The following is an 18,884-nucleotide window of genomic DNA, read 5'->3' as shown; positions in this document are numbered from 1 at the left end:
GATCCTGCGCGGCGACCTGCTCGACTTCACCGCCGACCCGGGCTTCCACGCGCCCGACGCGTCTCCCGGCGTGCGCTGGCGTGAGGACCACGTCGTGCTGATCGAGGCGGGGCGCATCCTGGCGGTGCAGCCTTTTGCAGATTTCTCGGCCCGCGTGCCCGAGGGCTGGGCCTCCCTCCCCGTGCAGGACCACCGTGGCCGCCTGCTGATGCCCGGGTTCATCGACACCCATGTGCACTGCCCCCAGCTCGATGTCATCGCCAGCTACGGCACCGAGCTGCTGGACTGGCTCAACACCTACACCTTCCCGGCGGAGCGCCGTTATGCCGACCCAGCCGTGTCGCGCGACGGAGCTCAGCGCTTCCTGAGCGCCCTGTGGGCCCACGGCACGACCAGTGCGGTGGTCTTCCCCACGGTGCACAAGGTCAGTGCCGAGGCCCTGTTCGAGACCGCCCACGCCGCCCAGATGCGCCTGGTGACCGGCAAGGTGCTGATGAACCGCTTTGCGCCCGAAGGCCTGCTCGACGACGTGGACCAGGCCGAGCGCGACTGCATCGACCTGATCGACCGCTGGCATGGCCAGGGACGCCAGGCTTTTGCCGTGACCGTGCGCTTTGCCCCCACCAGCACGCCCGAGCAACTCGCCATGGCCGGGCGCCTGTGTGCCCACTATGGCGGCACCTACATGCAGACCCACGTGGCCGAGAACCGCGACGAGATCAAGTGGGTGATGTCGCTCTACCCCGACGCGCGCAGCTACCTCGACGTCTACGACCGCGACGGCCTCATCGGCGCACGCGCCGTGCTCGCCCATGGCATCTGGCTGGACGAGCGCGACCGCGCCGTCATCCGTGAACATGGCGCCCAGATCGCCCACAGCCCATCGTCCAACCTCTTTCTGGGCAGCGGCCTCTTTGATTGGGCCCAGGCTCAGCGCGAGGGCATGAAGGTGAGCCTGGCCAGCGACGTGGGCGGCGGCACCAGCCTCTCCATGCAGCGCAACATGCAGGACGCCTACAAGATCCAGGCCTTGCAAGGCACCCGCCTGACCGCCTGGAAGGCGCTTTACACGGCCACACTGGGCGCGGCCGAACACCTGGGCCTGGCGCACGAGATGGGCCGCATCGAGCCCGGCTGCATGGCGGACCTCGCCATCTGGCATTGGGCGCAGGGCCCGGTCGCCATCCATCGCGACACCCTGGCACAAAGCTCGCATGGCTCATTGCATGAGCGGGTTTTCGCCTGGATGACACTCAGCGACGAACGCAACCTCGAGGCCACGCTGATTGCGGGTCAAACGGTGTTCCAATCCCCGTCGCGCTGAGTTCGCCCAGCCCGTCTGCAAGCCTCAGCACCCAGCCCAACCACAAGCCCACCCAGCATGAATCTCCGTCTCGAACTGCGGCAGATCACCAAGCAGTACCCCAGCGTCCGTGCCAACGACGCCGTGAGCCTGAAGGTCCAGCCCGGCCAGATCCACGCCGTGCTTGGCGAAAACGGCGCCGGCAAGTCCACCCTGATGAAAATCATCTTTGGCGCGGTCAAGCCCGACGCTGGCGAGATGCTCTTCAATGGCCGCGAGGTCCACGTGAAGTCGCCCCAGGAGGCGCGCGCGCTGGGCATCAGCATGGTCTTTCAGCACTTTTCGCTGTTCGACACGCTGACCGCGGCCGAAAACGTCTGGCTGGGCCTGGACAAGACCCTGAGCCTCGAAGAGGTCACCACCCGCATCCGGGAGGTGGCCAGTGTTTACGGGCTCGATGTCGACCCCACCCGCCATGTGCACTCGCTCACCGTGGGCGAGCGCCAGCGCGTCGAGATCGTTCGGGCGCTGCTGACCAGGCCACAGTTGCTGATCCTGGATGAACCCACCTCGGTGCTCACGCCCCAGGCGGTCGACAAGCTCTTCGTGACCCTGCGCCAACTGGCCGACGAGGGCTGCGCCATCCTCTACATCAGCCACAAGCTCGACGAGATCCGAGCCCTGTGCCACCACTGCACCGTGCTGCGCGGCGGCAAGGTCACGGGCGAGGTGGACCCGCGGCAGGAAAGCAATGCGAGCCTGTCTCGCCTGATGATTGGCGCCGAGCCGCCCGAACTGCACCGCAGCGCGCCCACCCTGGGTGAGGTGGCGCTGGCGGTCAAGGGGTTGAGCGTGCCCAGCACCGACCCCTTTGGTGTCGACCTGAAGGAGGTGGGCTTCGAGTTGCGCGCCGGCGAGATCCTGGGCATTGCCGGGGTCTCCGGCAACGGGCAGCAGCCGCTCATGGCCGTGCTCAGTGGCGAAGACCCGCGTGGCCCGCAGGGCAGCGTCAGGCTGTTTGGTGCCGACATCAGCCGTGCCGCACCACGCGCCCGCCGTGAGCAGGGGCTGCACAGCGTGCCCGAAGAGCGCCTGGGCCGTGGCGCCGTGCCGACCATGTCCCTGGCCCAGAACACCTTGCTGACCCGGGATGACGCCATCGGCGCCGGCGGCTGGCTGCGCATGGCCGACATCGGGGCCATGGCCTCTGACCTGATCGAGCGCTTCAAGGTCAAGGCTGGAGGCCCTCAGGCCCTGGCCAAGAGCCTCTCCGGGGGCAATCTGCAGAAGTTCATCATGGGCCGCGAGATTTCGGCCCGACCCAAGGTGTTGCTGGTGTCTCAGCCCACCTGGGGCGTGGACGTGGGGGCCGCGGCACAGATCCGCGGGGAGTTGTTGAAGCTGCGCGATGCCGGTTGTGCCGTGCTCGTGGTCAGCGAGGAGCTGGACGAATTGTTCGAAGTGAGCGACCGCCTGATGGTCATGGCACAGGGGCGGCTGTCGCCCAGCATCCCGGCCGGTGAGGCCACGGTGGAACAGATCGGCGCGTGGATGAGCGGGCTGTGGGGTTCGGTTCAGGAGGGTGCCCATGTTCAAGCTTGAGCCTCGCTCCGCACCCTCGAAGCTGCTGACCCTGGCCTCGCCGCTGATCGCGCTGTTGATCACGGTGGTGGTGGGCGTGCTGCTGTTTGTTTCGCTCGGCAAAGACCCGGTCCAGGGGCTGCGCATGTTCTTTGTCGAGCCGCTGAAGAGCCCCTACGCCCTGTCTGAACTCAGCATCAAGGCCACGCCGCTGATCCTGATCGCGCTGGGGCTGTCGGTGTGCTTCCGCGCCAACCTCTGGAACATCGGCGCCGAGGGGCAGTTCATCCTCGGTGCGGTGTTTGCCGGTGGGGTGGCCATGCAGGCGACGCCCGAGACCGGCAAGTGGATCGTGGTGGCCGTGCTGCTGGCCGGCGTGCTGGGCGGCATGGTCTGGGCGGGCATCGTGGCCCTGTTGCGCGACCGCTTCAACGCCAGCGAGATCCTGGTCAGCCTGATGCTGGTCTACGTGGCCGAAATGGTGCTGAGCTACCTGGTCTACGGCCCCTGGAAAGACCCTGCCGGCTACAACTTCCCCCAGACCATCACCTTCCTGGAGGCCACCCGCGTGCCCAAGCTGGTGTCGGGTCTGCGCTTCAACGTGGGCGTGCTGATCGCCCTGGTGGCGGTGGCGGGCTTCACGGTCTTCCTCTACCGCACCTTCGCAGGCTTCCAGTTGCAGGTGGGAGGGCTGGCCCCGGCCGCGGCCCGCTATGCGGGCTTCTCCAGCCGCAAGGCGCTGTGGACGGCGCTGCTGCTCTCCGGCGGCATGGCCGGCCTCGCCGGGGCGCTCGATGTGGCGGGCCCCCAGGGTCAGCTCACGCCCTACGTGCCGCTGGGCTACGGTTTCGCGGCCATCATCGTGGCCTTCGTGGGCCGGCTCAACCCGGTCGGCATCGTGTTCTCGGCCATCCTGATGAGCATGTTCTACATCGGTGGTGAGCTGGCGCAGTCGCGCCTCGGCTTGCCCAAGGCCCTCACGGGTGTCTTCCAGGGCCTGCTGCTGTTCGCGCTGCTGGCCTGCGACACCTTCATCCACCAACGCCTGCGCTGGGTGAACATCAAATGACCGGACTCACCCCTGAATCCCTGGCGCTGCTGATCGCCGCCACCCTCAATGCCGGCACCGTTGTGGCGCTGGCCTCCCTGGGGCTGCTCATCAACGAGCGGGCCGGTGTGCTCAACCTGGGAGCCGAAGGCATGATGCTGGTGGCCGCCGTGGCCGGCTTCGCCACGGGCGTGAACACCGGCAGCGACTGGCTGGCCTTTGCCGCCGGTGCCGGTGCCGGTGCGCTGATGGCCGCGGCCTTTGGTTTGCTGGTCATCTTCCTCAACACCAACCAGTACGCCACGGGGCTGGCGCTGAGCCTGTTCGGCACGGGGCTGAGCGCCTTCCTGGGCATCAGCTACACCCAGCAGCGCCTGCCCGAGCGGCCGCACTTCGACATCCCTGTGCTGGCCGACATCCCCTTCATTGGTCCGGCCTTTTTCAAGCACCACCCGCTGGTCTACATCGCCATCGCCCTGGCCCTGTTCATGACCTGGTTCCTGATGCGGTCGCGCGCAGGCCTGGTGCTGCGTGCCGTGGGCGAGTCGCCCGAGTCGGCCCATGCGCTCGGTTATGCCGTGCGCCCGATCCGTCTGCTGGCGGTGATGGTGGGCGGTGCCCTGTGCGGACTGGCCGGAGCCTACATCTCGCTGGTCTACACGCCGCTGTGGGTCGAGGGCATGGTGGCGGGCAAGGGCTGGATCGCCCTGGCGCTCACCACCTTCGCCACCTGGCGGCCAGCCCGTGTGCTGTTGGGCGCCTACCTGTTTGGCGGCGTCACCATGCTGCAATTCCAGCTGCAAGGGCAGGGGGTGCAGATCCCCAGCCAGTGGCTGACCATGCTGCCTTACCTGGCCACCATCGTGGTGCTGGTGTTGATCTCGCGCAACCCGACGTGGATCCGCATCAACATGCCGGCTTCACTTGGTAAACCCTTCCATCCGGGCGCCTGAATGGGCATGATCGTTGCTGATCCTGCCCGCGTCCCACAACAGTTCCCAACCCTGGAGATCACATGACATCACCCCTGTCGAAGCGTGCCTTGTTGAAGATGACCGGCTGGGCCGCCCTGGCCGCCACCGCTGCCCTCGTGGGCTGCGGCAAGAAGGAAGAGGCCGCCCCGGCCGCGGCATCGGCTGCCTCTGAAGCCGCGCCGGCCGCCTCCGTGGCCGCTGCCGAGCCGCTGAAGGTCGCTTTCGCCTACGTCGGCCCGGTGGGTGACGCCGGCTGGACCTACGCCCACGACCAGGCCCGTCTGGCGCTGGAAAAGGAATTCGGCGACAAGATCAAGACCTCCTTCGTCGAGAAGGTGCCCGAGGGCCCCGAGGCCGAGCGCGTGATCCGCGACCTGGTTGGCCAGGGCAACAAGCTGGTCTTCGGTACCACTTTCGGCTACATGGAGCCCATGCTCAAGGTCGCGGCCGACACGCCCGACGTCAAGTTCGAGCACGCCACCGGCTACAAGAGCGCGCCCAACATGCGCACCTACGATTCGCGCACCTATGAGGGCGCCTACATGGCCGGCGTGATCGCAGGCTCGGTCAGCAAGTCGGGCACCTTGGGCGTGGTGGGCTCCATCCCCATCCCGGAAGTGATCCGCAACATCAACGCCTTCACCCTGGGCGCCCAGAGCATCAACCCCAAGATCAAGACCAAGGTCGTGTGGGTCAACAGCTGGTTCGATCCTCCGAAGGAAACCGAAGGGGCCCAAAGCCTGCTGAACCAGGGCGCCGACGTCCTGTTCCAGAACACCGATTCGCCCGCCGTGCTGCAAACCGCCGAGAAGGCCGGCAAGTATGCCTTTGGCTGGGATTCGGACATGAGCAAGTTCGGACCCAAGGCCCACCTGGCCTCCAGCATCATCAACTGGGCTCCGTACTACATCAAGGCCACCAAGGATGCCCTGGAAGGCACCTGGTCGACCGGTGGCGTGTGGTGGGGCGTGAAGGAAGGTGCGATCGACATCGTGTCCATCTCCGACGCCGTGCCCGCTGAAGCCAAGGCCAAGGTCGACACCATCAAGGCTGGCCTGAAGGACGGCAGCTTTGCCGTGTTCAAGGGCCCCATCGTGGGCCAGGATGGCAAGGAAGTGCTGGCCAAAGACGTGGTGGCCGACGACAAGTTCCTCGGCGGCATCAACTTCTACGTCAAGGGCGTGGAAGGCAAGGTGCCTTCGGGCAAGTAAACCCGGGCAGGCCCTCCCGGGCCTTCTCCTCACAAGGCCGCCCCACGAAGGCGGCCTTTTTCATCACGGTGTGCCCGGATCGGGCACACTTTGCACACCCCCTACCGTGCCCTTCCCTGGGCCGTTGACCGAGCCCCTGACCATGAGCCAGCCCGCTTTCCACATCCCCCAGGCCAAGCTGCCCGCGCTGATCCAGGCCATGCCCAAGGCCGAGCTGCACATGCACATCGAAGGTTCGCTCGAGCCTGAGCTGATCTTTGCCCTGGCCCAACGCAATGGCGTGGCCCTGAGCTACCCGAGCGTCGAGGCCCTGCGTGCGGCCTATGCTTTCACCGACCTGCAAAGCTTCCTCGACATCTACTACGCCGGCGCCTCGGTGCTCCTGAAAGAGCAGGACTTCCACGACATGGCCTGGGCCTACCTGCTCAAGGCCAAGGAAGACAACGTCCTGCACACCGAGCTGTTTTTCGACCCCCAGACCCACACCGACCGGGGCGTGCCCTTCGAGGTCGTGATCAAGGGCCTGCACAGCGCCTGCGTGCGTGCCGAAGCCGAGCTGGGCGTGAGTGCATCGCTGATCATGTGCTTCCTGCGCCACCTGAGCGAAGAGGCCGCCCTGAAGACGCTGGACGAATCCCTGCCTTACCGCGAGCTCTTCATTGGCGTGGGCCTGGACTCCAGCGAGCGTGGCCACCCGCCCGAGAAATTCGCCCGCGTCTTTGCCCGCTGCAAGGATCTGGGCCTGCACCTGGTGGCCCATGCGGGTGAAGAAGGCCCACCTGAGTACATCGTCAACGCGCTCGACATTCTGAGCGTGGAGCGCATCGACCATGGCGTGCGCTGCGTGGAAGACCCCGCCCTGGTCGAGCGCCTGGCAAAGCAGGGCACGGCGCTGACCGTCTGTCCGCTCTCCAACATCAAGCTGTGCGTGTTCAAGACCATGGCCGAGCACAACCTCAAGACCCTGCTGGCCCACGGCCTGAAGGTGACGGTCAACTCCGACGACCCGGCCTACTTTGGCGGCTACCTGAATCAGAACTTCCTGGCCACCTTCGCCGACCTCGACCTCGATGCCAACGACGCCTACACCCTGGCGCGCAACAGCTTCGAGGCCAGCTTCGTCAGTGCCGAGCGCAAGCAGGCGTGGATCGCCCAGCTGGACGCCACCTTCGCCCGCTTTGCGGGCGACGCCGCCTGAGCCGGGGCTCTGGTGCCGTGATGCGACCGATCAGGCCGGGCCCTTGGGGTCTGCCCTGCGGGGCGCCAGCACGCTGCCCGGCATCAGTTGAACAGATGAGAGCAGCGCCAGCCCCAGGGCCAGGGGCACGGTGGCGATGTAACCCAGGTGCTTGAAGCCCAAGGCACCCAGCACACCGCCCACGAAAAACGCCGCCACCAGCTCTGCCTGCATGCGCAGGCGGTCCAGGTTGGCGCCCACACGCGCTTCGTTCGCCAGGGCAGGCGTGGCGTTCCAGTACAGCAGCTTGCCCAGCTCGATGCCCATGTCGGTCACCAGGCCGGTGAGGTGGGTGGTGCGGATCTCGGCGTGTGAGATCTTGGTGATCATGGCGTTCTGCAGACCCATGATGAAGCACAGGATGGCCACCGTCAGCCCGATCGCGTTGCCGATGACCTGGTCCATCCAGCCCAGCACGCCAAAGGCCAGCAGCAATGCGGCTTCCAGCAGCAAGGGCAGGGCACAGATCTGGCGTGAGCCCTGGCGCCGCGCCCAGTTGATCAGAATGGCCGAAGTGGCCGCCCCCATCAGGAAGGCCAGCAGCGATCCCAGTCCGGCCCAGACGAGGCTCAGGTTGCCCAGCGCCAGCTCGTCGGCCATGCTGGAGACCACGCCGGTCATGTGCGAGGTGTAGCTGGCCACTGCCAGGAAGCCGCCCGCGTTGATGGCCCCAGCGATGAAGGCCAGCCACAGGCCCAGGTGCAGGTTGCTGCGGCGGGTGCGTTCAGGTGAGGTCAGGGTGCGGAGGTATTGAACGGGCATAAGGCTTCGCGGGCACCGGTCTTTGTTTCATCTGCCATCATCCTCCCATCTGGCCTGCTTGGGCCTGCCCCATCCCTTTCATCATGGTGAACAGCCTGATCGTTTCTCCTTCGGCCTGGCGCTGGGCCCTGGTTCAAACCCGCCGCGACCTGCGAGCCACCAGCATGCGCTTTCTGCTGCTGGCCGTGGTGCTGGCCGTTGCCGCCCTCACGGCCGTTGCTTTTTTTGCCGACCGCATCGAACGTGGCCTGAGCCGTGATGCCGCCCAGTTGCTGGGCGCCGACACCGTGGCCGTGGGCGACCAGCCTGTGCCGGCGGCCCTGTCCGAGCAGGCCCGCCAGCTGGGCCTGCGGCAGACCACCACCGCTGTCTTCCCCAGCATGGCCCGCGCGCCCGACGAGTTGGGTGGCGACACCCGCCTGGTCACGCTCAAGGCCGTGGGCGAGGCCTACCCCCTGCGCGGCCAGCTCACCCTGGGCGAGCCCGACCAGGCCGGCGGCTGGCGCAGCACGCGCAAGGCGCCCGCTGGGGGGCCGCGCTCAGGTCAGGTCTGGGTTGACCGCGGGGTGCTTGAGGCGCTGAACCTGCGGTTGGGCCAGGGCCTTTGGCTGGGCGAGGCGCGCTTCGTGATCGAAGCGGCCATCGTGACCGAGCCAGACCGTGGCGGCGGCTTCGTCAATTTCTCGCCCCGGGTGCTGATCCGCCAGGGCGATCTGGCCGCGACCCAGCTGGTTCAGCCCGCCAGCCGCGTCACCTACCGGCTGCTGGTGGCCGGGCCGGCACGCCAGGGCGATGCGGTGCCGGCGACCCAGTCCGCGCTGTCGATGGCGGGCAGCGGCGCACCCGAGCCCACGCTCACGGGGGCTGCCGCCCAGGTCGCGATCACGCGCTTCACCGATGCCGCCCGGCAAGCGGCCGAGGCCACGCGCGGCCTGCGCGTCGAAACCCTGGACCAGGGACGCCCCGAGATGCGCGCCACGCTCGACCGGGCGGGCCTGTTCCTGCGCCTGGTGGCCCTGTTGGCCGGGCTGCTGTCGGCCGTGGCCGTGGCCTTGGTGTCGCGCGACTTTGCCCAGCGTCGCCTTGACGACTGTGCCCTGATGCGCGTGCTGGGCGTGTCTCAGCGCACCATGGCCTGGACCTACGGCCTGCAGTTCACCGCCGTGGGCCTGTTGGGCAGCCTGGTGGGGCTGGTGCTGGGCTGGGCCTTCCACCAGGTCTTCGTCTACCTGCTGGCCGACCTCGTCAATGTGGTGCTGCCGCCGCCGGGCTGGCAGCCCGTGGGCCTGGGGCTGGGCGTGGGGGTGCTGCTCACCCTGGGCTTCGGCCTGCCGCCGGTGCTGCAGCTGGCCCAGGTGCCCCCGCTGCGTGTGCTGCGCCGCGACCTGGGTGGGCTGAAGGCCTCGTCGGCCGCCGTGTGGGGCCTAGGCGGTGCCGCCCTGGTCGCCTTGCTGATGCTGGTCGCGCGCGATGTCACGCTGGGGGCCATTGCCCTCGGGGGTTTTGGCGCGGCGGTGGTGGTCTTTGCCCTGTTGGCCCACCTGGCCGTGCTGGCTTTGCGCGGCCTGGCCTCTCGCTTTGGTGGCCGTGCCCCCCTGTGGTGGACGCTTTCTACCCGCCAGCTCACCGCCCAACCCGTGCAGACGGTGGTGCAGGTCTGCGCCCTGGCCCTGGGCCTGTTGGCGCTGATGCTGCTCGTCCTGATCCGCACCGACCTGGTCGCCAGCTGGCGCAATGCCACGCCGGTGGACGCGCCAGACCGTTTCGTCATCAACATCCAGCCGGACCAGGTGGAGCCCTTTCAGGCGACCTTGCGCGAAGCCGGTGTGCCCCAGTTCGATTGGTACCCCATGGCCCGCGGTCGGCTGGTGGCCATCAACGGGCAGCCTGTTCGGCCCGAACAGTTCGCCGAAGACCGGGCCCGTCGCCTGGTGGACCGCGAGTTCAACCTCAGCCACGCCGCGCAGGCCCCGGCCCACAATCCCGTCGTGGCGGGCCGCTACACGCCCAACGAACCCGACGCCTTCAGCGTGGAGGAGGGCATCGCCAAGACCCTGGGCCTGAAGCTGGGCGACCGCCTGCGTTTCGACATGGCTGGCAGCCTGCAGGAAGGTCGCATCACCAGCCTGCGCAAGGTGGACTGGTCGTCGATGCGGGTGAACTTCTTCGTGATGACGCCGGCCGCAGAGATGCCCAACTGGCCTTCCACCTACATCACGGCCTTCAAGATGCCGGCCGGGGCGGGGCTGGACCGCACCCTGGTGCAGCGTTTCCCCAACGTCACGGTGGTCGATGTCTCGGCCACGCTGGCGCAGATACAGGGCGTGCTGACCCAGGTGATCAGCGCGGTGGAGTTCCTGTTCCTCTTCACGCTGGCTGCCGGCCTCATCGTGCTGATGGCAGGCCTCATGACCTCGCGTGACCGCAGAGCCCGAGACTGGGCCATCTGGCGCTCGCTGGGGGCCACGCAAGGCATGTTGCAGCGTGTGCAACGCGTGGAGTTGCTGGGGGTTGGCGCCCTGGCCGGTGCCATGGCGGCCACGGCCGCATTGGGCATTGGCTGGGCGCTGGCGGCCAAGGTTTTCGAGTTCGCCTGGACGGCACCTTGGTGGTGGCCCTTGCTGGGCGCCCTGGTCGGGGCCTTGCTGGCCTGGGCTGCGGGCTGGTGGAGCCTGCGCGGCGTCGTGCAGCGCCCCGTTGGCCTGACCCTGCGCCAGGCCGAATGACGCGGCACCCCAGTCGGGGGCCGCGCGGGGCGACGGACCAGATCAGTTCACCGACAGGCTGCTGATCAGGCCCATTTCGCTGCTGCCCATCAGGGACTCGATGTCCATCAGGATCAGCAGACGCTCATTCACATTGGCGATGCCGGTGATGTAGGTCGTGTCGACCACGGCCGTGCTCATCTCGGGTGCAGGCTGAATGGCCTGTTCGGCCAGTTGCATCACGTCGCTCACGGAGTCGACCACGGCGCCCAGCACGCGGCCGCGCACGTTCAGCACGATGACCACGGTGAAGCTGTTGATGTCGCCCTGGCCATCGTCGTTGACGCAGTCGAACTTCACGCGCAGGTCGACGATGGGCACGATCACCCCACGCAGGTTGACCACACCCTTGAGGTAGGCCGGCGCGTTGGCGATCTTGGTGGGCTGCTCGTAGGAGCGGATTTCCTGCACCTTGAGGATGTCGATGCCGTATTCCTCGCTGCCCAGGCGGAAGGTCAGGTACTCGCGGCCGGCCGGCACATGGCGCACCTGGCGGGCGGGGCTGTTGCGAGAGCCAAAGCTGCTGCCTGCATCAGGGCGAGCGGCTGTGGGGGCCTGGGGGGCGGTGGCTTGAAGGGTGTCCATGCACATCCTCTGTCGGGTTCGTCAGGCGCCGTTCGGGGCGCACACCGTGAAGCCGTGGCTTCCTTGATTGCTTATCGGAGGCGCCAGGGAAAACTGAAGCCTTCTCAGAAAGAGATCCCGTACCAGCCCAGGCCGATGCCCCAGCTGCGGCTGTCCCGCGTCGCGTTGCTGCGTCCGGCCGTGAGGTCGATGCCCAGGGTCTCGGGGAGCAGCCAGTAGCGCACGCCGGCCTGCTGGACGGCGGGTGCGCGGTGCTGGCCCAGAAGTTCGGCAAACAGCAGCCAGCGTTCGCTCGGCGTCCAGTTCAGGGCTGCGGCGGCGACCGTGGCCACGGGCTGGTCCGGCTGGCTGTGGTAGTGGCCCATGTTCAGGTGCAAGGTCAGGGTGTCGCTCAACTCACGCGTGGCGATGCCCGTGAGGTTGAGACGGGTGGCGCGCCAGCGGCCTGTTTCCTGAGATCGAACGCGGGCCGTGCTGGTCTTCAAGCCGAATTGCCAGCCCTCCCACGTCAGCCAGGTGGGCGCCCATTTCAGTCCGATACCCTGGCTCACCGGCACTGCACTGGAGGCATCGCCGGCAATGAGTTCCAGGCCCAGCTCCAGGCCGTCTGTGAGGCCACAGGCGCCGCCGAGGTGGGCGTGTTGTCCGTCTGCATCGTGGTCCGCCCATGTTTCAGCCTGGCACTCCCTGACGGCCACAGTGGCTGCGTCTTCGGTGGCCATGGGGCGTCCAGCCCAGGCGCAGGGCAGGGCGCATGCACCGCCGAGCACGGCGCAGGCTGCCACGCGTGACCACCCCGCAGGGATTCGGTGTTTGGAAGTGCGCATGGATACGCCCTTTCAAGGTGGAGCCCAGCCAGGGCGTGGCAGGCTCTGGTGGGCGAGGCTGTCGGCCTCAGATCTGGAAGATCGCCATCGACTGGGTCAGCTTGTTGGCCTGGTCCTTGAGGCTGGCGGCGGCGGCGGCCGATTGCTCGACCAGGGCCGCATTCTGCTGCGTCATCTGGTCCAGCCCGCTCACTGCCTGGTTCACCTGCCCAATGCCCTGGCTCTGTTCCTTCGAGGCCTGGGTGATCTCGCTGATCGTGTCGGACACCTTCTGCACGCTGGCCAGGATCTCCTGCATGGCGGCACCGGCATCCTGCACCAGCTGGGTGCCGGATTCCACCTTTTCACCCGAGGCCAGGATCAGTTGCTTGATCTCGCGTGCAGCGGTCGCGCTGCGCTGGGCCAGCGAACGCACCTCGGCGGCCACCACGGCAAAACCGCGGCCCTGTTCGCCCGCTCGGGCGGCCTCCACGGCCGCGTTCAGCGCAAGGATGTTGGTCTGGAAGGCGATGCCATCGATCACACCGATGATGTCGTTGATGCGCTTGCTGGTCGAATCGATCTCGCCCATGTTCGACACCACCTCGGTGACGATGCTGTTGCCGCGTTCGGCGGCCACTGCGGCGTTCTGGGCCAGCGAATTGGCACAGACGGCGGCTTCGGCGCTCTGGCGCACATTGCTGGTGAGCTGCTCCACCGAGCTGGCGGTTTCCTGCAGGCTCGAGGCCGTGCTCTCGGTGCGGGTCGAGAGGTCCATGTTGCCACTGGCGATTTCCGTCGAGGCAATCGAGATCGAGTCGGCCGAGGTCCGCACGTCCTGCACCACCAGCAGCAGGGCGTTCTGCATGTCGCTCAGGGCCGCCAGCAGGCGGGCGGGCTCGTCCTGGCCCTCCGTGGGGATCTGCTGGCGCAGGTCGCCATTGGCAATGCCATGTGCGATGTCCATGGCCTTCTGCAGCGGGATGGTGATGGAGTGCTGGTTCAGCAAGGTCAGCGGCGCGACCACGAAGATGGCCACCAGCACCATGGCGACGAACACCAGGCGGGTCTGGTTGACAACGGCTTCCTGGGCCCGGGTCGAGGCCTCGGCCTCGGCCAGCAGAATCTCTTCCAGCCGGGTCGCGTGGGTGTCCAGTGCGTTGGCCGACTTCAAGGTTGCACCGAGTTGGGTGACCGCATCGGCGGCACTGAGTTCACCGGATGCCAGCTTGGGCACCACCGGGTTCAGGGCCTTTTCGTAGGCATCGAGCTGAGGCAGCATCTCGCGCAGCACGGCGTTGTCCTCGTCCTCTTCGCCTTCCAGCATGCCGGCCGCGTTGCGGCGCAGCAAGGCAAGCTGTTCCTGCCAGCCCTTGGCCGCCTGCTCCACCTCGCCAGACTGCCCTGAATACAGCAGCATCATGGCCTCCTGGCGACGCATCATGCCCAGCGCATGCCGAACGTGGGACAACTCCAGTAGTTCGGCATAGGAATGCTTGCGGAAGGTTTCGATCTGAGCCTGGTTCTGCGACAGCCCGTACAGGCCTGAGCCGCCCACCAGCGCCAGCAGCAACAGCACCACACCGATGGCGCCTAGCATGCGCACCCGGATGGAGAAACGCCGCATCTGATTCATGAAATCCATGGCCTGACCTTTGATCACCCAACGCGGGGGAAGGCTGCCCCCGTTCAGTTGTGACCCTTCAACGAGTGGGGGCACAGTGGGCTATCGGCAAAGGTGAGGATTTCTTGAGGCGCAAAAAAAGGCGGCCGAGGCCGCCTGTCGTGTCGCCAACCCGCCGTCTGGGGCGGGCGTGAGCGAGGTCACACGTTGAAGAGGAAGTTGAGCACGTCACCGTCCTTGACGACGTATTCCTTGCCTTCTGCGCGCATCTTGCCAGCGTCCTTGGCGCCGGCTTCACCCTTGAACTGGATGAAGTCGTCGTAGGCGATGGTCTGGGCGCGGATGAAGCCCTTCTCGAAATCGGTGTGGATCACACCCGCTGCCTGCGGGGCGGTGTCACCGATGTGGATGGTCCAGGCGCGGACTTCCTTCACACCCGCGGTGAAATAGGTCTGCAGGCCCAGCAGCTTGAAAGCGGCGCGGATCAGGCGGTTCAGACCGGGCTCGTCCTGGCCCATTTCGGCCAGGAACATGGCGCGGTCTTCGTCTTCCATTTCCGAGAGTTCGGCTTCGGTCTTGGCGCAGATGGCCACGACTTCACCCTTCTGGGCGGCGGCGAATTCACGCAGGCGGTCCAGGAAGGGGTTGTTCTCGAAGCCGGTCTCCGACACGTTGCCCACGAACATGGCGGGCTTGGCCGTGATCAGGCACAGGGGCTTGAGGATGGCGAACTCTTCCTTGCTGAAGTCGATCGAGCGCACCGGCTTGGCTTCGTTCAGGGCAGCTTCGCACTTCTCCAGCACCTTGACCAGGGCGGCGGCGTCCTTGTCACCCGAGCGGGCGGCCTTGTTGTAGCGGTGCAGGCCCTTTTCCACCGTGCCCAGGTCGGCCAGGCAGAGTTCGGTCTGGATGACTTCGATGTCGGCGATCGGGTCGACCTTGCCGGCCACGTGGATCACGTTGTCGTCTTCGAAGCAGCGCACCACGTTGACGATGGCGTCGGTTTCGCGGATATGGCTGAGGAACTGGTTGCCCAGGCCTTCGCCCTTGGAAGCGCCCGCCACCAGACCGGCGATGTCGACGAACTCGACGATGGCCGGCAGGATGCGCTCGGGCTTGACGATCTCGGCCAGGCCTTGCAGGCGGGGATCGGGCACTTCCACCACGCCCACATTGGGTTCGATGGTGCAGAAGGGGTAGTTTTCAGCAGCGATGCCGGCCTTGGTCAGGGCGTTGAAAAGGGTGGACTTGCCGACATTGGGCAGCCCCACGATGCCGCACTTGAGGCTCATGGACGTTCCTGGAAGGAGGGAAACAGGGGCACGGCATCAGCACTGACACCGTGGCATCCCGCCATTTTAACCGGCGGCCCGTTCCGGAGGTGGGGCCGTCTGTGCCGTGGGCTCCGCTTTTCGCCGGTTTCCTCGTCGCCCTTCGTGTCGGCCATTCGTGCCGTGCATTTTTGAATGTGAATCCATATTAGATTAATGGATTCGACGGCCGGACCGCTTCAGCTCGGGCGTCAACACTGTTTTGGGTCGCTTGGGTTCGCCATGGTTGCAACGGGATTTGATGTGTGTGTCAGCGGCTCTGGCGCCGTGGCGATGAGCCTGGCCTTGTCGTTGTCGGCGCAAGGCTGGCAGGTGGCCTGGGCCAAGGCGCCCGAGCCGGTCAGCCCGGGCGCACCCGATGTGCGCACCTATGCCCTCAACGCCCGTGCGATCGACCTGCTGGAACGCCTGCGCGTCTGGCCTGCCCTGAAGGCCTTTGCCACCCCGGTGAGCCGCATGGCCATCCAGGGTGATGCGGCTGGCGCACTGTCGTTTTCCGCCTGGCAGCAGAAGGTGACCGAGCTGGCCTGGATCGTCGACGCCGCCGCGCTTGAGCGCCTGCTGGGCGAGGCACTGCGCTTTGCTCCCCGCGTGCAGGTCGTGCCACCCGTGGGCGACCAGCCCGCCACCGTGGCAGCCAGCCTGCTGGCCATCTGCGAAGGCAAGCACTCCCAGACCCGCGCCAGCCTCGGCATCGGTTTCACCCGCCAGGACTACGGCCATTGGGGCGTGGCCGCCCGGCTCCAGGCCACGCTGCCGCACCAGGGTGTGGCTCGTCAGTGGTTCCGCTCGCCAGACATCCTTGCCCTCCTGCCTTTCAACCAGCCCGACCCCGATGCTTCGTATGGCCTGGTGTGGTCGCTGCCACGTGCCCGCGCCGAAGCCTTGATGGCCTTGCCGCCCGAGGCCTTCGAGCAGGCACTGAAACAGGCCCTGACCGAGAGCGATCCGCAGGCCGCAGCCCTGGTCGGCGACCTCACCCTGGCCTCGCCCGTGGCGGCCTGGCCGCTTGCCCTGGCCCAGGCTCAGCGCTGGAGCGGCCCGGGCTGGGTGCTGCTGGGCGATGCGGCCCACCAGGTGCATCCTCTGGCCGGCCAGGGGCTGAACCTCGGCCTGGCCGATGTCGATACCCTGGTCCAGGTGCTCGACGAGGCCCGTGCCCGCGAGCCCTGGCGCACCCCGGGCGACGCCCGCACCCTGGCCCGTTATGCCCGCCAGCGCCAATGGCCCACCCAGGCCATGGCCACGCTCACCGATGGCCTGCTGCACCTCTTTGCCGACGAGCGCGCGCCCCTGAAAACCGTGCGCAACCTGGGCATGAACATGGTTCAGCACCTGGGCCCGATCAAACACTGGCTGGCCAGCCGTGCCCTCGACAGCTGAGCCCGAGCCACCCTACCGGATGTTTGCGATGACCTTTTCTCTCCGCGCGGCCTGCCTGGCAGCCCTCCTGGCCAGTGCGTGGCCCATGGCTTCGGTGCACGCCCAGGCGGGTGAACTGCCAGCCGCTCAGCTGGCCGTGCTCAAGCAGAAGCTGGCCCAGCGCCTGCCTGATCTGCCACCGGTGGACGGCGCCCGCACAGCCCCTGTGCCCGGCCTGATCGAGCTGCGGGCGGGTGGCAATGTGTTCTACACCGATGCCAATGGCGACTACCTCATCGAAGGGCAGGTGCTCGAGACCCGCACCCAGCGTAACCTCACCGAAGAGCGCCTGGACGAGATCAACAAGGTCGACTTCGACAAGTTCCCCTTGAAGGACGCCGTGGTCTGGAAGAACGGCAATGGCAAGCGCCGCATGGTGGTCTTTGCCGACCCGAACTGTGGCTATTGCAAGCAGCTCGAGAAGGACCTCATCCACGTCAAGGACGTGACGGTCTACACCTTCGTCATCCCCATTCTGGGAGCGGACTCGAAAGCCAAGGCCGAAGCCATCCTCTGTCTGAAGGACCGCACCCAGGCCTGGCGCGACTGGATGACCGAGGGCACACCGCCTGCCCGGGTCTTCGGCAACTGTGCCAGCCCGGCGCAACGCAATCTGGCGCTGGCCAACAGCCTGCGGGTCAACGCCACGCCGGCCCTGTTCTTCGAAGATGGCTCTCGCGTGGTGGCCGCCCTGCCAGCCACCGCGATCGAGCAGCGGCTGGTGAAGGCCCTGGGCCGCAAGGGCGGTTGAGGCCTTCGGTTCAGTTCGAGCTGGGCTGGGCCCCGCCCGGAGAGGGGGCCTGCACCTGCTGCGGGGCGCGCTCCATGAGCATGTCCAGGTAGTTGTCGTCGCGCATGCGCGTGAGGATGCGCACCGGCAGGTATTGCAGCCCGGGCGCCAGCCACACTTCCACCGAACCCAGATCGGGCTGTGCGCTGGCCTGGGCCTCCACGATGCGGCGCGGCTTGATGTGCAGCGTGGGCACCTTGCCAATGGGCGTGTCCAGCAGCTCTTCTCCCACCACCTCGTAGGCAATGCCTTCGACCTTGCGCACCAGGGCGACCTTCATGTCGACGGTCTGTCCCGCCTGGGCGAGCTCCGGCTTGATCACGAACTGGTAGGACAGGTGGATGAGCTGGCTCACGGCATCCTGCACGCTCTTTGGGCGCGGGAGCCTGTCGCCATTGGGCATGAGCAGCTCGTCGTCCTGCAGTTGCACGACCTTGACGACGTCACTGCCGATGAGCTTGCGCGTGGTGTTTTCGTAGCGCTCGGGACGCAGGCCTTCAGGCCGGATCGACCCTTCGCTGACCATGCTGACCGAGCCAAAAGGGGCGATGGCCGCGTCCAGGTGGACCTGGTAGCGCATCCCTTGCCGCACCCACTCGACGGCGGCCTTGCCCTGGATGGGGCCTCGGAAATGCCCCACGAGCTTGAAGCTCACCTTGGAGGCCAGCGGCCAGACGAAGGCGGGGCCCTTTCGGGCTGCGTCGGACGCAGCCTGTGCGGCTTCCGTGGCCTGTGCTGCGCTGGCCGTCGAAGCCGCCGAGGGGGGTGATGCCGCGGGCGTGGCCGGGCTCGCGTCGGCCAGGAGCGGGGCACTGGCCGATGCATCGGGTTCGGACGCGGCATCCGCCACCGAGGCTGCCGCTTCGGGTTCAGAGGCTTTTGCCGCCGGAGGCTTGGCCTTGCGGCGTGCAGGTCGGGGGGCAGGCTCTGCGGGCGGTGGCGCCGCAGCGACCGGTGCGGCCACGGGGGGGGCGCTCAGGCGCATCTCGCTCACGTAGACGGCCTCCATGCGCTTGATCTGGCTCTGCGCCTGGGGTGCCACGGCGGCCATGCGGGCCGTGACCTCGGCCGTGACCCAAAGGTGCCCCAACACCACCACGGCCACCAATGCCAGCAGCGCCCTGGGATCACTGGCCTTCAAAGACGAAGGTATTTCCCTGCCGCGGTGTCTCTCTTGCTGTTTGGTTGTGGCTAATCGCTTGGATCTCCTTGATGCCCAGGCAACCAAGTCCGTTTGTTCAACTGTGGCGGATGCACGGCGATTGTCACCGCTCTGCGCACCCACAGTGCCAGCGCCAATGTCACCGAGAACACGTGTCGAGCCATTTACAACTTGTGCGCTGAAAACGTAAACGTGAGGGAGCTGGGCCTGAAGGGTGCCTGTCAGCTGGTGGTGTCCGCCATGCAGATCCATTTCTCCTCCCCCTCGGTGGTGACGCAGGCGC

The 18,884-nt window shown here is 67.0% G+C and carries 15 protein-coding genes and 1 pseudogene; 10 read left to right on the top strand and 6 right to left on the bottom strand.

The window, feature by feature from the left end; genetic code table 11:
* The first annotated feature begins 1 nt into the window (after nucleotide 1).
* The 6 genes from guaD (at nucleotide 2) to QZ994_RS12035 (ending at nucleotide 7,315) form a co-directional block, all read left to right on the top strand.
* Entirely contained in the window at nucleotides 2-1,324 is a 1,323-nt protein-coding gene (gene guaD / locus QZ994_RS12060) for a guanine deaminase (RefSeq protein ID WP_367172301.1), read from the top strand.
* Between the two features lie 57 nt (nucleotides 1,325-1,381).
* Nucleotides 1,382-2,905, top strand: a complete 1,524-nt coding sequence (locus tag QZ994_RS12055; RefSeq protein ID WP_290871687.1) for an ABC transporter ATP-binding protein — start codon at nucleotides 1,382-1,384, stop codon at nucleotides 2,903-2,905.
* A complete protein-coding gene (locus QZ994_RS12050; protein ID WP_290871685.1) occupies nucleotides 2,892-3,953 on the top strand; it encodes an ABC transporter permease in 1,062 nt (353 codons plus the stop codon). Before QZ994_RS12055 ends, QZ994_RS12050 begins: the two co-directional genes overlap by 14 nt.
* Complete coding sequence (locus QZ994_RS12045; protein WP_290871683.1) at nucleotides 3,950-4,885, top strand: ABC transporter permease; 936 nt, start codon at nucleotides 3,950-3,952, stop codon at nucleotides 4,883-4,885. Before QZ994_RS12050 ends, QZ994_RS12045 begins: the two co-directional genes overlap by 4 nt.
* A gap of 62 nt (nucleotides 4,886-4,947) precedes the next feature.
* On the top strand, nucleotides 4,948-6,117 hold the full coding sequence (locus QZ994_RS12040; protein WP_290871681.1) for a BMP family ABC transporter substrate-binding protein: 1,170 nt from the start codon (nucleotides 4,948-4,950) through the stop codon (nucleotides 6,115-6,117).
* A gap of 142 nt (nucleotides 6,118-6,259) precedes the next feature.
* Nucleotides 6,260-7,315, top strand: coding sequence for an adenosine deaminase (locus QZ994_RS12035; protein ID WP_290871679.1), 1,056 nt, complete (start codon nucleotides 6,260-6,262; stop codon nucleotides 7,313-7,315).
* Nucleotides 7,316-7,345: 30 nt separating this feature from the next.
* Here QZ994_RS12035 and QZ994_RS12030 read toward each other — a convergent pair whose 3' ends face one another.
* Entirely contained in the window at nucleotides 7,346-8,116 is a 771-nt protein-coding gene (locus QZ994_RS12030) for a YoaK family protein (RefSeq protein WP_290871678.1), read from the bottom strand.
* Between the two features lie 83 nt (nucleotides 8,117-8,199).
* Between QZ994_RS12030 and QZ994_RS12025 the strand changes: the two genes are divergently transcribed.
* On the top strand, nucleotides 8,200-10,842 hold the full coding sequence (locus QZ994_RS12025; protein WP_290871677.1) for an FtsX-like permease family protein: 2,643 nt from the start codon (nucleotides 8,200-8,202) through the stop codon (nucleotides 10,840-10,842).
* Between the two features lie 42 nt (nucleotides 10,843-10,884).
* Here QZ994_RS12025 and QZ994_RS12020 read toward each other — a convergent pair whose 3' ends face one another.
* The 4 genes from QZ994_RS12020 to ychF form a co-directional block, all read right to left on the bottom strand.
* Nucleotides 10,885-11,466, bottom strand: coding sequence for a chemotaxis protein CheW (locus QZ994_RS12020; protein WP_290871676.1), 582 nt, complete (start codon nucleotides 11,464-11,466; stop codon nucleotides 10,885-10,887).
* 104 nt (nucleotides 11,467-11,570) lie between these two features.
* Nucleotides 11,571-12,188, bottom strand: a complete 618-nt coding sequence (locus QZ994_RS12015; protein WP_290871675.1) for a hypothetical protein — start codon at nucleotides 12,186-12,188, stop codon at nucleotides 11,571-11,573.
* A 172-nt stretch (nucleotides 12,189-12,360) separates the two neighbouring features.
* Nucleotides 12,361-13,917 (bottom strand): methyl-accepting chemotaxis protein, encoded by a 1,557-nt coding sequence (locus QZ994_RS12010; protein WP_290871674.1) that lies wholly within the window; start codon nucleotides 13,915-13,917, stop codon nucleotides 12,361-12,363.
* Between the two features lie 179 nt (nucleotides 13,918-14,096).
* Nucleotides 14,097-15,188 (bottom strand): redox-regulated ATPase YchF, encoded by a 1,092-nt coding sequence (gene ychF / locus QZ994_RS12005; protein WP_290871673.1) that lies wholly within the window; start codon nucleotides 15,186-15,188, stop codon nucleotides 14,097-14,099.
* A gap of 261 nt (nucleotides 15,189-15,449) precedes the next feature.
* On the opposite strand from ychF, the gene QZ994_RS12000 reads away from it, so the two are divergent.
* The gene (locus QZ994_RS12000) at nucleotides 15,450-16,610 is read left to right on the top strand and encodes an FAD-dependent monooxygenase (RefSeq protein ID WP_290871672.1); all 1,161 of its coding nucleotides are present in this window, start codon (nucleotides 15,450-15,452) and stop codon (nucleotides 16,608-16,610) included.
* A 28-nt stretch (nucleotides 16,611-16,638) separates the two neighbouring features.
* Nucleotides 16,639-17,400, top strand: coding sequence for a DsbC family protein (locus tag QZ994_RS11995; protein ID WP_290871671.1), 762 nt, complete (start codon nucleotides 16,639-16,641; stop codon nucleotides 17,398-17,400).
* Nucleotides 17,401-17,410: 10 nt separating this feature from the next.
* On the opposite strand, the gene QZ994_RS11990 is transcribed toward QZ994_RS11995, so the two are convergent.
* Complete coding sequence (locus tag QZ994_RS11990) at nucleotides 17,411-18,580, bottom strand: DUF3108 domain-containing protein (RefSeq protein ID WP_290871670.1); 1,170 nt, start codon at nucleotides 18,578-18,580, stop codon at nucleotides 17,411-17,413.
* Nucleotides 18,581-18,667: 87 nt separating this feature from the next.
* Here QZ994_RS11990 and QZ994_RS20030 point away from each other — a divergent pair.
* A pseudogene (locus QZ994_RS20030) lies at nucleotides 18,668-18,884 on the top strand (hypothetical protein); the annotation flags it as partial.

Origin of the sequence: Aquabacterium sp., from assembly GCF_021768455.1 — a bacterium.
Taxonomy (GTDB): domain Bacteria; phylum Pseudomonadota; class Gammaproteobacteria; order Burkholderiales; family Burkholderiaceae_C; genus Aquabacterium.
Note: the sequence above shows the minus strand (reverse complement) of the source record. Positions and strands in the feature narration are given on the sequence as shown.

Excerpts from the sequence above, each read along its gene's own strand:
- QZ994_RS12055 (WP_290871687.1), top strand. The coding sequence starts at position 1,382 with ATGAATCTCCGTCTCGAACTGCGGCAGATCACCAAGCAGTACCCCAGC.
- QZ994_RS12050 (WP_290871685.1), top strand. The coding sequence starts at position 2,892 with ATGTTCAAGCTTGAGCCTCGCTCCGCACCCTCGAAGCTGCTGACCCTG.
- QZ994_RS12045 (WP_290871683.1), top strand. The coding sequence starts at position 3,950 with ATGACCGGACTCACCCCTGAATCCCTGGCGCTGCTGATCGCCGCCACC.
- QZ994_RS12040 (WP_290871681.1), top strand. The coding sequence starts at position 4,948 with ATGACATCACCCCTGTCGAAGCGTGCCTTGTTGAAGATGACCGGCTGG.
- QZ994_RS12035 (WP_290871679.1), top strand. The coding sequence starts at position 6,260 with ATGAGCCAGCCCGCTTTCCACATCCCCCAGGCCAAGCTGCCCGCGCTG.
- QZ994_RS12030 (WP_290871678.1), bottom strand. The coding sequence starts at position 8,116 with ATGCCCGTTCAATACCTCCGCACCCTGACCTCACCTGAACGCACCCGC.
- QZ994_RS12025 (WP_290871677.1), top strand. The coding sequence starts at position 8,200 with ATGGTGAACAGCCTGATCGTTTCTCCTTCGGCCTGGCGCTGGGCCCTG.
- QZ994_RS12020 (WP_290871676.1), bottom strand. The coding sequence starts at position 11,466 with ATGGACACCCTTCAAGCCACCGCCCCCCAGGCCCCCACAGCCGCTCGC.
- QZ994_RS12015 (WP_290871675.1), bottom strand. The coding sequence starts at position 12,188 with ATGGCCACCGAAGACGCAGCCACTGTGGCCGTCAGGGAGTGCCAGGCT.
- QZ994_RS12010 (WP_290871674.1), bottom strand. The coding sequence starts at position 13,917 with ATGGATTTCATGAATCAGATGCGGCGTTTCTCCATCCGGGTGCGCATG.
- ychF (WP_290871673.1), bottom strand. The coding sequence starts at position 15,188 with ATGAGCCTCAAGTGCGGCATCGTGGGGCTGCCCAATGTCGGCAAGTCC.
- QZ994_RS12000 (WP_290871672.1), top strand. The coding sequence starts at position 15,450 with ATGGTTGCAACGGGATTTGATGTGTGTGTCAGCGGCTCTGGCGCCGTG.
- QZ994_RS11995 (WP_290871671.1), top strand. The coding sequence starts at position 16,639 with ATGACCTTTTCTCTCCGCGCGGCCTGCCTGGCAGCCCTCCTGGCCAGT.